This is a genomic window from Marinovum sp., from assembly GCF_048263515.1.
GTDB lineage: Bacteria > Pseudomonadota > Alphaproteobacteria > Rhodobacterales > Rhodobacteraceae > Marinovum.
The window spans coordinates 130,362-145,580 of the sequence record NZ_JBLXEC010000008.1; the positions used below are offsets into that span (position 1 = coordinate 130,362).

Annotated in this window: 14 protein-coding genes and 1 other RNA gene; 9 read left to right on the plus strand and 6 right to left on the minus strand. The window is 67.3% G+C overall.

The window, feature by feature from the left end; all coding sequences use genetic code 11:
• The 5 genes from ACN0SE_RS10100 to ACN0SE_RS10120 all read left to right on the plus strand — a co-directional run bounded on the left by ACN0SE_RS10100 (position 1) and on the right by ACN0SE_RS10120 (position 6,091).
• Positions 1-933, plus strand: coding sequence for a hydroxyacid dehydrogenase (locus tag ACN0SE_RS10100; protein WP_417524388.1), 933 nt, complete (start codon positions 1-3; stop codon positions 931-933).
• Positions 926-1,927, plus strand: coding sequence for an Ldh family oxidoreductase (locus tag ACN0SE_RS10105; protein ID WP_417524389.1), 1,002 nt, complete (start codon positions 926-928; stop codon positions 1,925-1,927). The genes ACN0SE_RS10100 and ACN0SE_RS10105 overlap by 8 nt, the downstream gene beginning before the upstream one ends.
• Positions 1,928-1,967: 40 nt before the next feature.
• Complete coding sequence (locus tag ACN0SE_RS10110; RefSeq protein WP_417524390.1) at positions 1,968-2,930, plus strand: tripartite tricarboxylate transporter substrate binding protein; 963 nt, start codon at positions 1,968-1,970, stop codon at positions 2,928-2,930.
• Between the two features lie 106 nt (positions 2,931-3,036).
• Positions 3,037-5,025, plus strand: coding sequence for a tripartite tricarboxylate transporter permease (locus tag ACN0SE_RS10115; RefSeq protein WP_417524391.1), 1,989 nt, complete (start codon positions 3,037-3,039; stop codon positions 5,023-5,025).
• Positions 5,026-5,053: 28 nt separating this feature from the next.
• Positions 5,054-6,091 (plus strand): YeiH family protein, encoded by a 1,038-nt coding sequence (locus ACN0SE_RS10120; RefSeq protein WP_417524392.1) that lies wholly within the window; start codon positions 5,054-5,056, stop codon positions 6,089-6,091.
• A gap of 268 nt (positions 6,092-6,359) precedes the next feature.
• Here the strand turns inward: ACN0SE_RS10120 and ffs are convergent.
• Positions 6,360-6,458: signal recognition particle sRNA small type (gene ffs / locus ACN0SE_RS10125), an RNA gene on the minus strand.
• A gap of 97 nt (positions 6,459-6,555) precedes the next feature.
• Between ffs and nudC the strand changes: the two genes are divergently transcribed.
• The 3 genes from nudC to ACN0SE_RS10140 are packed head-to-tail and all read left to right on the plus strand — an operon-like array spanning position 6,556 to position 8,903.
• Positions 6,556-7,521 carry an NAD(+) diphosphatase gene (gene nudC / locus ACN0SE_RS10130; protein WP_417524393.1) on the plus strand — a complete coding sequence of 322 codons (966 nt, stop codon included), beginning with the start codon at positions 6,556-6,558 and terminating at the stop codon, positions 7,519-7,521.
• A gap of 39 nt (positions 7,522-7,560) precedes the next feature.
• Positions 7,561-8,028: an SRPBCC family protein gene (locus ACN0SE_RS10135; protein WP_417524394.1), complete on the plus strand. Its 468-nt coding sequence runs from the start codon at positions 7,561-7,563 to the stop codon at positions 8,026-8,028.
• Positions 8,029-8,087: 59 nt separating this feature from the next.
• The gene (locus ACN0SE_RS10140; RefSeq protein WP_417524395.1) at positions 8,088-8,903 is read left to right on the plus strand and encodes a DUF4198 domain-containing protein; all 816 of its coding nucleotides are present in this window, start codon (positions 8,088-8,090) and stop codon (positions 8,901-8,903) included.
• A 398-nt stretch (positions 8,904-9,301) separates the two neighbouring features.
• On the opposite strand, the gene ACN0SE_RS10145 is transcribed toward ACN0SE_RS10140, so the two are convergent.
• The 5 genes from ACN0SE_RS10145 to ACN0SE_RS10165 form a co-directional block, all read right to left on the minus strand.
• Entirely contained in the window at positions 9,302-9,874 is a 573-nt protein-coding gene (locus ACN0SE_RS10145) for a cob(I)yrinic acid a,c-diamide adenosyltransferase (RefSeq protein WP_417524396.1), read from the minus strand.
• Between the two features lies 1 nt (position 9,875).
• Positions 9,876-10,079: a twin transmembrane helix small protein gene (locus ACN0SE_RS10150; RefSeq protein ID WP_417524397.1), complete on the minus strand. Its 204-nt coding sequence runs from the start codon at positions 10,077-10,079 to the stop codon at positions 9,876-9,878.
• Positions 10,080-10,166: 87 nt separating this feature from the next.
• Positions 10,167-10,994, minus strand: coding sequence for an SDR family NAD(P)-dependent oxidoreductase (locus ACN0SE_RS10155; protein ID WP_417524398.1), 828 nt, complete (start codon positions 10,992-10,994; stop codon positions 10,167-10,169).
• Positions 10,995-11,073: 79 nt separating this feature from the next.
• Complete coding sequence (locus tag ACN0SE_RS10160; RefSeq protein ID WP_417524399.1) at positions 11,074-11,832, minus strand: SH3 domain-containing protein; 759 nt, start codon at positions 11,830-11,832, stop codon at positions 11,074-11,076.
• A gap of 300 nt (positions 11,833-12,132) precedes the next feature.
• Positions 12,133-12,675 carry an SH3 domain-containing protein gene (locus ACN0SE_RS10165; RefSeq protein WP_417524400.1) on the minus strand — a complete coding sequence of 181 codons (543 nt, stop codon included), beginning with the start codon at positions 12,673-12,675 and terminating at the stop codon, positions 12,133-12,135.
• A gap of 200 nt (positions 12,676-12,875) precedes the next feature.
• Between ACN0SE_RS10165 and ACN0SE_RS10170 the strand changes: the two genes are divergently transcribed.
• Entirely contained in the window at positions 12,876-15,182 is a 2,307-nt protein-coding gene (locus ACN0SE_RS10170; protein ID WP_417524401.1) for a DNA topoisomerase IV subunit A, read from the plus strand.
• Positions 15,183-15,219: the final 37 nt, after the last annotated feature.

Sequence of the window (15,219 nt, forward strand, 5' to 3'; positions counted from 1 at the left end):
ATGAAGGTGGTTGTCTCGGAATTCATGGATGCCTCTGCCCTGCCGGCCTTCGGGCCGGGGGTAGAGGTGGTCTACGACCCCGATCTCGTCGACAACCGGGAGGCGCTGCTTGCAGCCCTTCCGGATGCCGCGGCGCTGATCGTGCGCAACCGCACACGGGTCGACACTGAGCTGCTCGACGCGGCGCCGGAGCTGAGAGTCGTGGGCCGGCTGGGTGTCGGCCTCGACAATATCGATCTCGAGGGCTGCGCCGCCCGCCGGGTGGCGGTAAAGCCCGCGACCGGGGCGAACACGCTCTCGGTGGCGGAATACGTCATTACCGCCGCGTTGGTGCTACTGCGCGGTGCCTACACTGCAAACAACGCGATGATTGCCGGCGACTGGCCGCGCAATGCGCTGATCGGCGGCGAAGCCTCTGGCCGGGTAATGGGGCTTCTGGGCTATGGCGGTATTGCCCGCGCGGTGGCCGAACGGGCCCGGGCGCTTGGCATGACAATTGCCGCGCATGATCCCTTCCTGCCTGCCGGGGATCCGGCCTGGAAAGGCGTGCGCCGCTGCTCGGTCGATGAGCTGCTGGCCACGTCCGACGTGCTGTCGCTGCACGTGCCGCTGACCGAGGGGACCCGCGACCTGCTGTCTGACGATGCGCTGCGGCGGATGAAGCCCGGCGCGGTGCTGATCAACACCGCCCGCGGTGGCATCGTCGACGAGGCGGCCCTGGCCGCGGCGCTGCGCGAAGGTCGGCTGGGGGGTGCGGCACTTGATGTCTTTGCCGTCGAGCCGCTGACCGCCGAGGCGGCCGCGATCTTCGCGGATGTGCCCAACCTGATCCTGACGCCACACATCGCCGGCGTCACCCGCGAGGGCAATGTCCGCGTCAGCAGCGTCACGGTCGAGAACGTCCGCGGCGCGCTGGAGCAGGCCGATGCCTGACCGCCTGATGTCTCGCGAAGAGGCTGAGGCGCTGGTCACCCGCGCCTTCACCGCCAGCGGCGCCTCGCCCGCCATGGCGGACAGCAGCGCAAGAGCGCTGGTGGCGGCCGAGATCGACGGTCAGAAGGGCCACGGCTTTTCCCGCGTCGCCGCCTATGCCGCCCAACTGCGCAGCGGCAAGGTTTCCGGCAAGGCGCGCCCAGTGGCGCAAGTGCGCGGCGCGCGGATCGATATCGATGCCGGCAATGGCCTGGCCTTCCCGGCCATCGACCTGGCCATCGACCAACTCAAGGCCCTGACACCACGGACCGGCGTTGCCATGGCGGCGATCCGCAGGTCGCACCATTGCGGCCAGCTTGGCGCCCATGTGGAGCGGCTGGCCGAGGCCGGGTTCAGCGCGCTGATGGTGGCCAATACGCCCAAGGCAATGGCCCCCTGGGGCGGTAGCTCGGCGCTCTTTGGCACCAACCCGATTGCCTTTGCCGCGCCCCGGGCGCCGGCGCCGCCGCTGGTGATCGACCTGTCGCTCTCCAAGGTGGCGCGCGGCAAGGTCATGGCAGCCCAGAAGGCCGGCACGCCGATCCCCGAGGGCTGGGCGCTGGATGCGCAAGGCCAGCCCACCACAGATCCCGCCGCCGCCCTTGCCGGCACCATGGTGCCGGCGGGCGATGCCAAGGGCGCGGCCCTGGCGCTGGTGGTCGAAATCCTCGCCGCCACGCTGACCGGCGCCAACCGCTCCGACGAGGCCAGCTCGTTTTTCGAGGCCGAGGGCCCGCCGCCCGGTGTCGGCCAGATGATCCTGGCCTTCGACACCGGCGCCGTCGCGGGTTTCGGCGACAGGCTCGAAGCGCTGCTGTCTGCCATCACCGCGCAGGAAGGTGCCCGCCTACCGGGACAGTCCCGACTGGCCGGACGGGCCGCCGCGCAGGGAGGCGCGGAGGTCACGGTACCGGGCCACCTGATCGAGGAAATTGAGGCCCTGACGCCGTGCTGAGGCCTTGATACAACACGCAAAAAACCAAGGGAGGAAGACCATGAAACTTACCAGATTGACCAGCGCCGCGCTGGGGCTTGCCGCCGCGATCGCATTTGCGCCGATGGCGCAGGCCGAGGGCTTTCCGCCGTCGCAGGTGGATTACATCATCCCCTTCGGCCCGGGCGGTGAATCCGACATCACCGCGCGGATGCAGCAGCCCTTCTTCGAACAGATCTTCGACTCGCAGCTGGTGGTGTCCTACAAGCCCGGCGGCGGCGGTGCGGTCGGCTGGTCGCAGCTCAACTCAATGGCCGATGACGGGTCGGTCATCATGGGCACCAATCTGCCGCATATCATCGTCAAGCCCGAACAGGGCAATGTCGGCTTCGTGACCGAGGACATCGTCAATGTCTTCTTCTTTCACTACACGCCCGATGCCATCGTGGTGCGCGCCGACAGCCCGTTCCAGACCCTCGACGACCTGATCGCCGCGGCCAATGAGAAGCCGCGCCAAGTGACCTTCGCAGGCTCTGGCAAGGGCACGGCGAACCACCTGGTCTCGGTCAAGTTCGACCAGTTGGCCGGGACCGAGACGACCTATGTGGCATTCAAAGGCACCGGTGCAGCGGTCACCGCCATGCTGGGCGGTCAGGTCGATGCAGAATGGGGCTATACCACCGTCGGTGTCGGTCAGGGCGACAACGTCCGCCTGCTGGCCATCGCGATGGAAGAGCGTCACCCGGCCTTCCCCGATGTGCCGACCTTCCGCGAGCTGGGCTATGACATCGTCTCGGGCGCTTACCGCGGCATCGCCGTGCCGAAAAGCGCCTCGGAAGAGACCCGTCAGGCGGTGTCCGACGCGATTGCCGCGATCAACGCCGACGAAGAGTTCCGCCAGAAGATGATCGACGGCGGCTTTGCCCTGCTCGACGTGCCCTATGGCGAGAAGATGGACGCCTTCATGGCCCATCGCACCTCCGAGGACATCGGCGCCGCCAAGGCGGCCGGCATTCTCGACTGACAACCGACCGAGGTTGTTGCAGGCGGCCTGTCCCGGGCCGCCTGCCCTTTCTTGACCCCCAGCCGCGGCCCCGAGGCCCGGTGCCACTGTCAGACGGGATCCGCTCATGTTCGACTACCTGATTGCCGCATTCTCACCCCTCAACCTGTTGCTGGCTCTGGCCGGCGTCGCGGCCGGCACGATCATCGGCTCGGTGCCGGGGCTGACCGCCACAATGGCGGTAGCCGTGCTGGTGCCCTTCACCTTCGGCATGCCGCCGGAAAGCGCCCTGATCCTGCTGGGCGCGATCTATACCGGCGCGATCTACGGCGGCGCCTATGCCGCGATCCTGCTGAACACGCCGGGCACGCCCTCGGCCATCGGCACCACCTTCGACGGCTACCCGATGGCAAAGAAGGGCAACGGAGACCTTGCGGTGACCATCGCCTGCCTGTCGTCGATGGTCGGCGGCTTGATCGGGGCCACCGCCCTGCTGTTGCTGGCGCCGCCGCTGGCCCAGGCCGCGCTGGCCTTCGGCCCGGTCGAGTACTTCTGGCTGGCGATCTTCGGCCTGTCGCTGATTGCCGCGCTGTCGACACGCGACTTCCTCAAGGGGTTGATCGGCGCCTGTTTCGGCATCCTGATCGCGATGATCGGCATCTCCGAGACCAGCGCCGAGGTCCGCTTCACCTTTGGCTCGCAGACCCTGCTGGGCGGGATCGAGACCGTCTCGGCGTTGATCGGCCTCTATTGCGTGCCGGTCCTGATCGAGCTTGCCGCCCGCCGCGACCGTCACCTCGAGCCGCCGGAGGCCACGCGCGGCTTTCGCCTGCCCGAAGCCGTGACGACGCTGATGCACGAGAAGCTCAACGTGGTGAAAAGCTCGGTGATCGGCACGCTGGTCGGCGCCCTGCCCGGGGCCGGCGGCTCGATTGCCGGGCTGGTGGCCTATTCCGAGGCCCGCCGCGCCAACCGCCGCGCGCCGGACTACGGCACCGGCAACCCCGGCGGCATCGTCGCCACGGAATCGGCCAACAATGCCACCGTCGGCGGCGGCTTCATCCCGACGCTGGTGCTGGGCATTCCCGGCACGCCGCCGGACGCCGTGATCCTGGGCGCGCTGCTGGTGCAGGGGGTGCGAACAGGTCCGACCTTGTTCACCGGCGAATCCAACATCGTCTTCACCTTCATCTTCGGGCTGTTCCTCGCCACGTTGCTGATGCTGCCGGTGGGGCTGCTGATCGGCCGTTTTGCCTATGGCGCCATCGTCCGCGCGCCCAAGGCGGCGCTGGTGCCGGTGGTGGCCTTCATGACCATCATCGGCAGCTTCGCGATCCGCAACAGCCTGGCCGACGTCGGCATCATGGTCGCGCTGGGCGTCGTCGGCTGGGTCGCCAACCGCCGCGGCTTCTCGGTCTCGCCGATCGTGCTGGGGCTGATCCTCGGGCGGATCGCCGAAGAGGGCTTCGTGCAGAGCTGGACCATCGGCGATGCCATGGGCAACCTCTGGGGCCAGTTCTTCGGCCGACCGCTGTCGATGGTGATCATCGCGCTCACGCTGATGAGCTTTCTCTACCCCTTCGCCCCGGCAATCCTCCGCCGTTTGCGCCCCGGTGCTGCCGCGATGTCCGCCGGACTGCAACCCGCGCCGCGCGCGCCCCGGGCCACCCCCCGCGCCGTGCTGCGCGACCTTGCCGGCATCGGCGCCATGGCGGCCGTGGCCATCGTCGTGCTGGTGCAGGCCGCCGGGCTGAACCCCGAGGCGGCAGTCTTTCCGCGCACCATCGCCATCGGCATGCTGGTGCTCTGCGCACTGGCGGCGCTGGAGACTCTGATGACCGGCCGGGTGGTCGAGGACCTGAGCAGCGGCGCGCCGCTGCGCCGCGTCGGTGTGCCGCTGGCCATGGCGGTCGGTGTCGCGTTGGTGCCGGTGCTGGGCTTTGCCGCTGCCGGCATCGTCATGGCCGCCGGTCTGATGCTGGCCGCCGAGCACGAGCGTCGCAGCCCCCGCAGCTGGGCGCTTCTGGCGCTGGGTGTGGCGGTGGTGATCGTCGCCTTCACCCTCGGCTTTCGCGACCTGCTGTCGGTGCCACTTCCCGCCGGCCTGCTGTTCTGACTTCCCCCTCGAAAGGACCCCTCCGCCGATGACCACTTCTGCCTTGGCTCCGCCGCGCCTGCGCGCCCTTTCCCAGCGCCTGCACCTCTACTGGCCGGGGCTGCTGGTCTGCGGGCTGGCGGCGCTGGCGGCGCAGTTCCTGTCGGACCACTACGGTGCGCCGGCGATGCTGCTGGCGCTGCTGATGGGGCTGTCGCTGCACTTCCTTGTCGAGGACGGCGAGCGCTGCGCGCCGGGCATCACCTTTTCGGCCAAGGGGGTGTTGCGGCTCGGCGTGGCGCTGCTGGGGGCGCGGATCAGCTTCGAGGTCTTTGCCGAGCTGGGCCTCGGCGTCATTGCCCTGATCGTCGGTGCCCTGCTCGCCACGCTGGTTTTCGGCGCCTTGGCCGCGCGTGGGCTGGGCCGAGGCTGGCGGCTGGCGATCCTGACCGCCGGAGCGGTGTCGATCTGCGGCGCCTCGGCGGCCATGGCCATCGCCGCCGTCCTGCCCCGAAACGAGCACAGTGAACGCAACCTGAGCTTTACCGTCTTCGGCGTCACCCTCCTCAGCACCGTGGCGATGGTGGTCTATCCGATCCTCGCCCAGCTGCTGGACCTCTCGGACCTGGCCTCAGGTGTCTTTCTCGGCGGCACTATTCACGACGTGGCCCAGGTCGTCGGCGCGGGTTTTTCGGTGTCGGAGGCGGTCGGCGAGACATCGACCACGGTCAAGCTGATCCGGGTCTCGTTGCTGGCGCCCTTCGTGCTGATCCTCACACTCTCGCTGCGCCAGGCCGGGGTGGCCGAGGCGACCGACGGCAAGCGCCCGCCGATCCTGCCGGGTTTTGTGCTCGCCTTCTTTGTCCTGGCTCTGCTCAATTCGACGGGGATCATCCCGGCCTGGGTGCAGAACACCCTCTGGGCGACGTCGAAATGGGCGATGCTGACGGCGATTGCCGCGGTGGGCATGAAGACCGAGCTGAAGCGCATCCTCTCGGTGCCGCCGCAATCGGTGGTACTGATCTTTCTCGAGACGCTGTTCATTGCCGGCGTGATCCTGGCCGGCGTGCTCTTGCTGGGGCTCTGAGGCCGCCGGGACCCAGCTGACACCCTTTTTGACCTTCAAGGGGTCTTCCGGCCAGGCGGCACAGGCTCATTCCGGAGTCTCCTGCCATGCCGGGAGGCCCCCTGCCACCTTGCTCCGGATCGAATGGCGATCTCGCCTTGATCCCGGCGTCGTCTTGCACCGAGCCAGCAAGCAATCCCCATCCAACCGCAAACCGACCGGGATCGCTGCAGGGACTGCAACGCTCGGGCCGGGTGACAGGGGGCGTGATTTTCGCCCTGGGGAGGGCAGGTGAGAGGCTGGACAACGACCCAAGCGGGGCTCGTTACGGCTGCTTCCTTCCGGACCTGACCGGGTTGGCGAGGCGCCTGCCCGCGCCAACCTCTCGACCCGCTATGTAATCAACCCGGCCGCCGCTTGCAAGAGGGGGCGGCCCATGCCATCCCGACCGGGCAGACAACAGGGAAGCGCGGGAGAGGCACGGCATGAAACACGCGGAGACGGTGACCTTCGGCGGATCCTCCCTCGACCGGGCGGCAGAGATCCGCGGCGATGCGGCGGCTCTGGCCGCGGCCCAAGGCGATCCGGCAGCGCGCGCCATCCTGATCTGGCGCGGCAAGCCGCTGATCGACGAGGAAAGCGGCGCGCTGGTGCGGCTGCCACTGGATCACAAGGCGCTGAAACAGGGCGACGACGATCTGATGCTGCTGGGGCGCGAAGACGGCGTCGCGATCTTTGCCTGCAACCTGTCGGCATGGGAGCCGGTGGACCTTGACGGGGCTGTGCTGGGGCAGTTTGTCGATTCCTCGGTGCAGCGTCACCCGGACCTGCCCGGCGCCATGGGATTTGCCGAGCTGCGGATGAACATGACCCGGCTGAGCCCGCGCGACGCCGAGCTGGCGGCCACCGCCAAGGCGATTCTCGGCTGGCACGACAGTCACCGCTTCTGCTCGCGCTGCGGCACCCGGTCCGAGATCATCAACGCCGGCTGGCAACGCGCCTGCCGCGACTGCGGCGCGCAGCACTTCCCGCGCACCGATCCGGTGGTCATCATGCTGATCACCCACGGCAATTCGGTGCTGATGGGCCGCTCGCCGGGCTGGCCCGATGGGATGTATTCGCTGCTCGCTGGCTTTGTCGAACCGGGCGAGACGCTCGAGGCGGCCGTGCGCCGCGAGGTGCTGGAGGAATCCGGCGTGCCGGTGGGCGAGGTGAGCTACCTCGCTTCGCAACCCTGGCCCTTTCCGGCCTCGCTGATGTTCGGCTGCCGCGGCGAGGCACTGGCCCGAGAGATCACCCTCGATCCGGTCGAACTCGAGGATGCGCTCTGGGTCAGCCGCGAGGAGATGGCGCTGGCCTTTGCCGGTGAACACCCCCGGCTCAAGCCCGCGCGGAAAGGTGCAATTGCACAATTTCTCCTGCGGAACTGGCTTGCGGACACGCTGGATTGACGCGACACTGCCGGCAAACAAACAAGACCGAGCAGTCAGATGGAATTCACCAGTCAGGAAGACATCGAGGCGCCGATCGACAAGGTCTTTGCCGCGCTGTCGGATTATGAAACGCTCGAGCGTCAGGCGATGCGCCGCGGCGTGCAGGTCCGTCGCCATGCGCCCAAGGCGGGTGGCGCCGGCGTGCCCAGCTGGACCGCCACCTTCAAGTTCCGCGGCCGCGAGATGACCGCCGAGATCGAGGTGCTGCGCATCGCCGCGCCGGAAACTCTGGCCTTTGCCGCCAGGGCCGGTGGCATGGAGACCGAGATGGAGGTCGACCTGACCGCCCTCACCCCCAACCGCACCCGGATGAACATCGCCGCGCGGCTGGCGCCGAAGACGCTCTCGGCGCGCCTTCTGGTGCAATCGCTCAAGCTGGCGCGGGCGCGGATGACGCGCAAGTTCTCGGTCCGGGTGGCGCAATTTGCCAAGACGCTGGAGGACCGCGCGCGCAAGGTTGCGTGATCCGGCTTGCTCCCCCCGCGGGGGGCGCTACCCTTGGCCCCTTGCAGGAGGGATCCCCGATGATACGCCGATTTGCCGCCTCGCTCAGCCTCGCGCTGGGCCTGAGCACCCTGCCGCTGCTTGCGGCGGCGCATGAGTTCTACATTGACGCCCTTGCCTGGGAAGTGCCTTCGAACAGCCAACTGATCGCCAACCTGCGCGTCGGCGAGGATTTCGAGGGCCCGGCCTATTCCTACTTTCCGCCGCGCATCCAGCGCTTCGACATCCTGATGGGCGACAACACCTATCCGGTCGAAGGCCGCGCCGGCGACCGTCCGGCCCTGCGCATGGCGACGCCCGAGAACGGGTTGGCGGTGGTGGTGCATGTGACCAATGACACCACCCTGACCTACAGCGACTGGGAGCTGTTCCAGCGGTTTGTCACCCACAAGGACTGGGCCGGGCTGATCGCCGACCACCAGGCACGCGGCCTGCCCGAAACCGGCTTTCGCGAGAATTACTCTCGCTACGGCAAGGCGTTGATTGCCGTGGGCGATGGCGCCGGGGCCGATCGCGAGGCCGGCCTGCAGACCGAGATCGTGGCGCTGGCCAACCCCTATACCGACGATCTGTCTGACGGGCTGCCGGTACGGGTGCTCTACCAGGGCGCGCCGCGCGGGGATGCGCAGGTCGAGCTCTTCGCCAAGTCGCCGGAGGGTGAGGTGACCGTCAGCCTGCTGCGCACCGATGCCGAGGGCGTGGCCGTGCTGCCGGTCTCACCCGGTCATGTCTACCTGGCCGATGCGGTGGTGGTGCGCCCGCTGGAGCCGGCGACGGCAGAGGACCCGGTGTGGGAATCGCTCTGGGCGTCGCTGACGTTCAAGGTGCCGGAGTGAGGGTGAGGCGCGACACGTCCCGGGCTTGACCCGGGACCTCGTCTCCAGCGCCTGCCATGAGGCCCCGGATCAGGTCCGGGGCGCGTTGCGCTGGAATGATGACCGTTGGCACCAGGCAAGCACGTCACGACCGAGGCTCTCTAGACGTCGCCTACCCGCTTCGCACGTCCCGGACTTGATCCGGGACCTCTCCTCCAACGTCTGACAAGAGGCCCCGGATCAAGTCCGGGGCGCGTTGCGCTGGAATAATGACCGTTGGCACCAGACAAGCACGTCACCGCAGAGGCTCTTTAGACGCCGCCCCCACTTCCGCACGTCCCGGACTTGATCCGGGACCTCAGCACCAGCGCCTGACAAGAGGCCCCGGATCAGGTCCGGGGGCGCGACACAAGACGAACTTATCGATTGGCCCCAGGCACCCAGAGCACGTCATCCGCCCCGTCGTTATTCGCAATCCGCCCGGCCACGAAGAACCAGTCGGACAGGCGGTTCAGATAGGTCACCGCATGGCTGTTGATCGACTCGACCCCGGCCAGTTGCACCGCCAGCCGCTCAGCCCGGCGTGCCACTGTGCGGCACAGGTGCAGATGTGCCGCCAAGGCCGATCCACCCGGCAGGATGAAGCTCCGAAGCGGCGTCAGCTTGGCGTTCATCGCGTCGATCTCGGCTTCGAGCCGTGCGGTCTGTTCCGCCACCATCCGCAGCGGCGGATACTCGGGCTCGACGTCCCCTTCCGGCTCGGGGTTGCAGAGGTCGGCACCCAGGTCGAAGAGGTCGTTCTGGATGCGCGCCAGCGCCGCGTCGGCCTCGCCCTCGGCGTGCAGCCGTGCCAAGCCGACGGTGGCATTCAACTCATCAGAGGTGCCATAGGCCGAAACCCGCAGCGCGTGCTTGGCGACCCGCGTGCCATTGCCCAGCGCGGTGTCACCCTTGTCGCCGGTGCGGGTGTAGATCTTGCTCAGGACAACCATCTCAGCTCTTCCCCCGGATCCAGACGAAGGCCAGGATCAGCACCACCGCGACGAATTGCGCGATGATCCGCCAGCGCATCGCCTTGTTGGCGTATTTCTTGTTGAAATCTCCGCCCTTGGCAAAGCTTCCGATGCCAAAGAACAGAATGACCACCACGGCGAGCAGCGCGATGCCGATGATGTAGAAAAGCGGGTCGTTCGCCATGACGGCCTCCGGAATTTGTAGCTGCAGTGTGACATAAGCCAAGGGGCGGCGAAAGCGAACCGGCGTTTCGCCTCACCCCGCGGCGCATCAGCCCTTGGCGAGGATCCAGTCGAGCCAGGCGGTGGGCAGGAGCCGCTTCAGCGCGCCCATGGCGTAGGTCGGCGTGGTCACGTAGTACCGCGCGCGGGGCGCGGGATCCTCGAGCGCGCGCCAGAGCTTTTCGGTTACCGCCGAGGGTGGCAGTTCAAACCGGGCCGGGCCGTTTTCATCGTAGAGGCGTTTGAGCAGGCGGGTGCGATATTGCTCGGCACGGGGCGAGGCCTCCCAGTCAACCCAGCGCTCGAAATGCGCCGCCGAGTTCTTGCGGAATTGCGAGGTCACCGGGCCGGGTTCGATCGTGATGATCTTGAGCGGCGTGTCGCGCATCTCGATCCGCAGCGTGTCGGTCAGCCCTTCCAGCGCGTGTTTGCTGGCGTTATAGGCGCCGCGCCAAGGCGCCGCGACAAAGCCGAGGACGGACGAGCAATTGACGATGCGGCCATGCCCCTGCGCCCGCATCACCGGGATCACCTGGCGGGTGAGGTCATGAACACCGAAGACATTGGTCTGGAAAAGCTCGACCAGCGCCTCGCGCGGCAGGTCTTCGACCGCACCGGGGGTGGCAAAGGCGCCGTTGTTGAACAGCGCGTCGAGGGTGCCGCCGGTGGCCTGGAGCACTTCGGCAAGGCCGGTCTTTATGCTCTCGGGATCGGCGTAGTCGATGCGCGGGCTCTCGAAGCCTTCGTCGCGCAGGGTCTGGCAGTCGACTTCCTTGCGGCAGGAGGCAAAGACGCGCCAGCCACGGCGTTGCAGACCAAGGGCCGCATCGCGGCCGATGCCCGACGAACAGCCGGTAATCAGAATGGACTTGCGCATGAAGGCTCCTGTCTGAGGACTCATGCGCAAGATGTGGGTCAGTCGGGGGGAAGGTGCAAGCAGGTAGCGTGCTGTCGGCCTACTGGCGGGCGACGAGGCGGCCGGCCATCCAGCCGATGCGGCCGTCGTCTTCCGACTTCAGCTTGACCCAGCCGTCGGGACCGTTGCGCAGGATGCGCACGTTGGACCCTGCGGGCATCGCCTTGAGCACCGGGAAGTTGGTGCCGGGACCCATGCGCATGTTGGCGCGGGTGCCCTTGATCCGACCGGCGGCAAATCGCGACACGGCGGGGCTCTCGCCACGGGTCGAGATCGTCGGCATCACGCCGGTCGGCGCGCCGGCCAGCTCTCGCGGGCGCATGCGCGGGCGGGGCGAAGCGTCGGGGGCGGCAGCGGTGTTGGGGCCGATGGCAAGGGTGATGGGGGCCTCGGCCTCTTCGGTCAGATCATCGGGGCGCAGACGCGGCGAGATGGTCTTGCTGGTGATCTTGATGGTGGCTTGGGGCGCGGCTTCGGGCTGGGCCGGTTGCGCCTCGGCGGCATCGGCGGCAAAGGATACGGCCTGGATGTTCTCGAGGCTGCCGGTGCGGGTGGCGGGATGCTTGTCACGCAGGGCGGTCAGCAGGGCGGTTTCGAGCTGACGCTGAACGCTGCCGCGGGGGCCGAGATCGGCCTCGGCCACTTGGTGCGGGGCTGTGTCAGCCGGCGCGGCTTGGGCAGCGGCAAGGATCGGGGCGGTGTCGGTCTTGGACGGTCCGGCCTGGAAATCGGCGCCGCCGGATGCCTCGTAGTAGCCCCAGCCGAGAAATGCGAAAGTCAACCAGACGTAGGTTTTCATGGCGGTATCCCTTGTTCACATATCGTCGCCTGAACGGCGACAGGTTCGGCGCGTGAGGTGAGACCTGGATTGCACGAAAGGGCCCGCGAAACGCGGGGAAAACCGATGCAGGTTTCCCGGAAGTGCTGCCGCCCGATTGTGCCGTCTCAGCCGTCGTGGCCAGTTGTCGAGTTAACCGCGGCGGGAGTCACTTGGTTCCCGAATTGAGAACTTTTTTATTGACAAAAAGAACGCCGCGCTCGCAGTGCGGCGCGGCGTCGGCCCTCTGGCCGGTGTCGAACGAGGGGCGGTTGCTAGGTCTCAGACCTCGTCGAGCAGGAAGTCGGCGATCCAGCCGATCTGGCCTTCGGGCAGAACCTGCAGCCGCACCCAGCCTGCACCATCATCCTCGAGCACCTCGACCGAGGTGCCGCGCGTCAGCTGGCCAAGGACACCGTGATCGGTGCCCGGCCCTTCACGCAGGTTGACGCGGGTGCCGTTGACCGAGCGCAGGTCGCGCGCCTCGGCCTCGGTGGCGGGAAGGGTCACCGCGACGCGGGTCTCCTCAGACACCGGCGCGGTCTCGACCGACGGCTCCTGGCTGCGAATCGCGGTCAGCACCGCGGTCTCCAGCTGCGCCTGGGCCGGATCGATGGTTTCGCCCGGCGCTGGCGCCAGGCTGGCGCTGTCGACCAATGCCAGCCGCGTGACTTCGTGGCGGCGGGCGATCTCCTGCACAAGCAGGGGGTCGACCTCGGCAAAGACCTCGATGCCGTTGGCCCCGGGCTTGAACTCCGCACCGTCGGACAACTGGTAATATGCTACCGCCAAAAACCCGAAGGTCACCCAGATATAGGATTTCATGCCGCTCCCCCGCTCACTCGTACCTGCAGACTTTTCCACGCTCCGGAGTCTGGATACCAGATTCGGCCTCTCGAACTAAGGGAAAACCGCTTTGGATTTTCCCATCTAACCTGATGCACCCCGACATGACCCCAAGGATAGTGATCGGTTGCGCCTTTCAGGTGCTTTACGGTTCTCGCGGCTGAGGCTACACCATATGCATGAGCGAAGAGACACCCGACAACAATATCGGCCAAGCCGAACTGGCAGAACCCCTGCGCCGGGCGCTGGGTGAACGCTATCTCACCTATGCGCTTTCGACCATCATGCACCGGGCCCTGCCCGATGCGCGTGACGGGCTGAAACCGGTGCACCGGCGCATCCTTTATGCGATGCACCGGCTGCGGCTGGCGTCGAATGGCAAGTTCCTGAAATCCGCCAAGATCTCTGGCGACACCATGGGCGATTTCCACCCCCATGGCGATGCCGCGATCTATGATGCGATGGCGCGGCTGGCGCAGGATTTCAACGTCCGCTACCCGCTGGTCGACGGCCAGGGCAACTTCGGCAATATCGACGGCGACAATCCCGCCGCCAGCCGGTACACCGAGGCGCGGATGACTTTTGTCGCCGAGGCGCTTCTCAACGGACTTGATGAAAATGCGGTGGATTTCCGCGACAACTATGACGGCCGCCTGACCGAGCCGGTTGTCCTGCCCGCCGAATTCCCCAACCTGCTGGCCAATGGCTCTTCGGGCATTGCCGTCGGCATGGCGACCAACATTCCGCCACACAACATCCCCGAGCTGATCGACGCCTGTCTGCATCTGATCAAGGTGCCCGACGCCCGCGACGAGACCCTGCTGAACTACGTGCCCGGCCCCGATTTCCCCACCGGCGGCGTGATCGTCGAGCCGCGCGAAAACATCGCCGAGGCCTATCGCACCGGCCGTGGCTCCTTCCGCCTGCGGGCCAAGCACGAGGTCGAGGACCTCGGCCGCGGCCAGTGGCAGATCGTCGTCACCGAGATCCCCTATCAGGTGCAGAAGTCCAAGCTGATCGAAAAGATCGCCGAGCTGATCCAGACCAAGAAGGTGCCGATCCTCGCCGACATCCGCGACGAGAGCGCCGACGACATCCGCATGGTGCTGGAACCGAGGTCCAAGAACGTCGATCCCGACGTGCTGATGGGCATGCTCTACCGCAACTCCGATCTCGAGGTGCGCTTTTCGCTCAACATGAACGTGCTGATCGACGGCGTCACGCCCAAGGTCTGCTCGATGAAGGAGGTGCTGCGCGCCTTCCTCGACTTCCGCCGCGAGGTGCTGCAACGGCGCTCGCTGCACCGGATGGAAAAGATCGACCACCGGCTGGAAGTGCTGGAAGGCCTGATCATCGCCTTCCTCAACCTCGACCGGGTGATCGACATCATCCGCTACGACAACGAGCCCAAGCCGGCCCTGATGCGCGAGGACTGGGGCCGCGACTTCGTGCGCGCCACGGACGAAAGCGACTATGTCCCGCCGGCCGCGACCGAGGCGCTCAGCCTGACCGAGGTCCAGGCCGAGGCGATCCTCAACATGCGCCTGCGCGCCCTGCGCCGGCTCGAGGAGATGGCGCTTCTGAACGAGCGCGATGCCCTGATGGAGGAACGCGCCGGGCTCGAGGATCTGCTCGAGAACGAGGGCCTGCAATGGGCCCGGATCGCCGACCAGCTGAAAGAGGCGAAAAAGACCTTCGGCAAGGGATATGAGGCCGGCACTCGCCGCACCGTCTTTGCCGAGGCCGGCGAGATCGAGGAGGTCCCGATCGAAGCGATGATCGACCGCGAGCCGATCACCGTGGTCTGCTCGCAGATGGGCTGGATCCGCGCCATGACCGGCCATATCGACCTGGGCCGCGAACTCAAGTTCAAGGACGGCGACGGCCCGCGCTTCATCTTCCATGCCGAAACGACCGACCGGCTGCTGGTCTTTGGCTCGAACGGCAGGTTCTACACCATTTCCGCTGCCAACCTGCCCGGCGGCCGCGGCATGGGTGAACCGCTGCGGCTGATGGTCGACCTGCCCAACGAGGCCGAGATCGTCGATCTCTTCATCCACCGACCCGAGCGCAAGCTGCTGGTCGCCTCCTCCGCTGGTGACGGCTTCGTCGTGCCCGAGGGTGAAGTGGTGGCCCAGACCCGCGCCGGCAAGCAGGTGCTCAACGTCCGCGCGCCGGCCCGCGCCCGCGTCTGCAAGCCGGTGACCGGCGATGCCGTGGCCGTGGTGGGCGAGAACCGCAAGGTGCTGGTCTTCCCGCTCGACGAACTGCCGGAGATGGGCCGCGGCAAGGGCGTGCGCCTGCAGAAGTACAAGGATGGCGGCATGTCCGACGCCACCACCTTCACCCTCGCCGAAGGGCTGAGCTGGCGCGATCCCGCCGGCCGCACCCGCACCGAGAGCGATCTTGGCGAATGGCTGGGCAAACGTGCCGGCACCGGCCGCATGGCGCCGCGCGGCTTCCCGCGCGACAACAGCTTTACCTGACAGCGCCGCCGCCCGGCTGGTTGACAACCGGGCGGCG

Excerpts from the sequence above, each read along its gene's own strand:
- ACN0SE_RS10100 (WP_417524388.1), top strand. The coding sequence starts at position 1 with ATGAAGGTGGTTGTCTCGGAATTCATGGATGCCTCTGCCCTGCCGGCC.
- ACN0SE_RS10105 (WP_417524389.1), top strand. The coding sequence starts at position 926 with ATGCCTGACCGCCTGATGTCTCGCGAAGAGGCTGAGGCGCTGGTCACC.
- ACN0SE_RS10110 (WP_417524390.1), top strand. The coding sequence starts at position 1,968 with ATGAAACTTACCAGATTGACCAGCGCCGCGCTGGGGCTTGCCGCCGCG.
- ACN0SE_RS10115 (WP_417524391.1), top strand. The coding sequence starts at position 3,037 with ATGTTCGACTACCTGATTGCCGCATTCTCACCCCTCAACCTGTTGCTG.
- ACN0SE_RS10120 (WP_417524392.1), top strand. The coding sequence starts at position 5,054 with ATGACCACTTCTGCCTTGGCTCCGCCGCGCCTGCGCGCCCTTTCCCAG.
- nudC (WP_417524393.1), top strand. The coding sequence starts at position 6,556 with ATGAAACACGCGGAGACGGTGACCTTCGGCGGATCCTCCCTCGACCGG.
- ACN0SE_RS10135 (WP_417524394.1), top strand. The coding sequence starts at position 7,561 with ATGGAATTCACCAGTCAGGAAGACATCGAGGCGCCGATCGACAAGGTC.
- ACN0SE_RS10140 (WP_417524395.1), top strand. The coding sequence starts at position 8,088 with ATGATACGCCGATTTGCCGCCTCGCTCAGCCTCGCGCTGGGCCTGAGC.
- ACN0SE_RS10145 (WP_417524396.1), bottom strand. The coding sequence starts at position 9,874 with ATGGTTGTCCTGAGCAAGATCTACACCCGCACCGGCGACAAGGGTGAC.
- ACN0SE_RS10150 (WP_417524397.1), bottom strand. The coding sequence starts at position 10,079 with ATGGCGAACGACCCGCTTTTCTACATCATCGGCATCGCGCTGCTCGCC.
- ACN0SE_RS10155 (WP_417524398.1), bottom strand. The coding sequence starts at position 10,994 with ATGCGCAAGTCCATTCTGATTACCGGCTGTTCGTCGGGCATCGGCCGC.
- ACN0SE_RS10160 (WP_417524399.1), bottom strand. The coding sequence starts at position 11,832 with ATGAAAACCTACGTCTGGTTGACTTTCGCATTTCTCGGCTGGGGCTAC.
- ACN0SE_RS10165 (WP_417524400.1), bottom strand. The coding sequence starts at position 12,675 with ATGAAATCCTATATCTGGGTGACCTTCGGGTTTTTGGCGGTAGCATAT.
- ACN0SE_RS10170 (WP_417524401.1), top strand. The coding sequence starts at position 12,876 with ATGAGCGAAGAGACACCCGACAACAATATCGGCCAAGCCGAACTGGCA.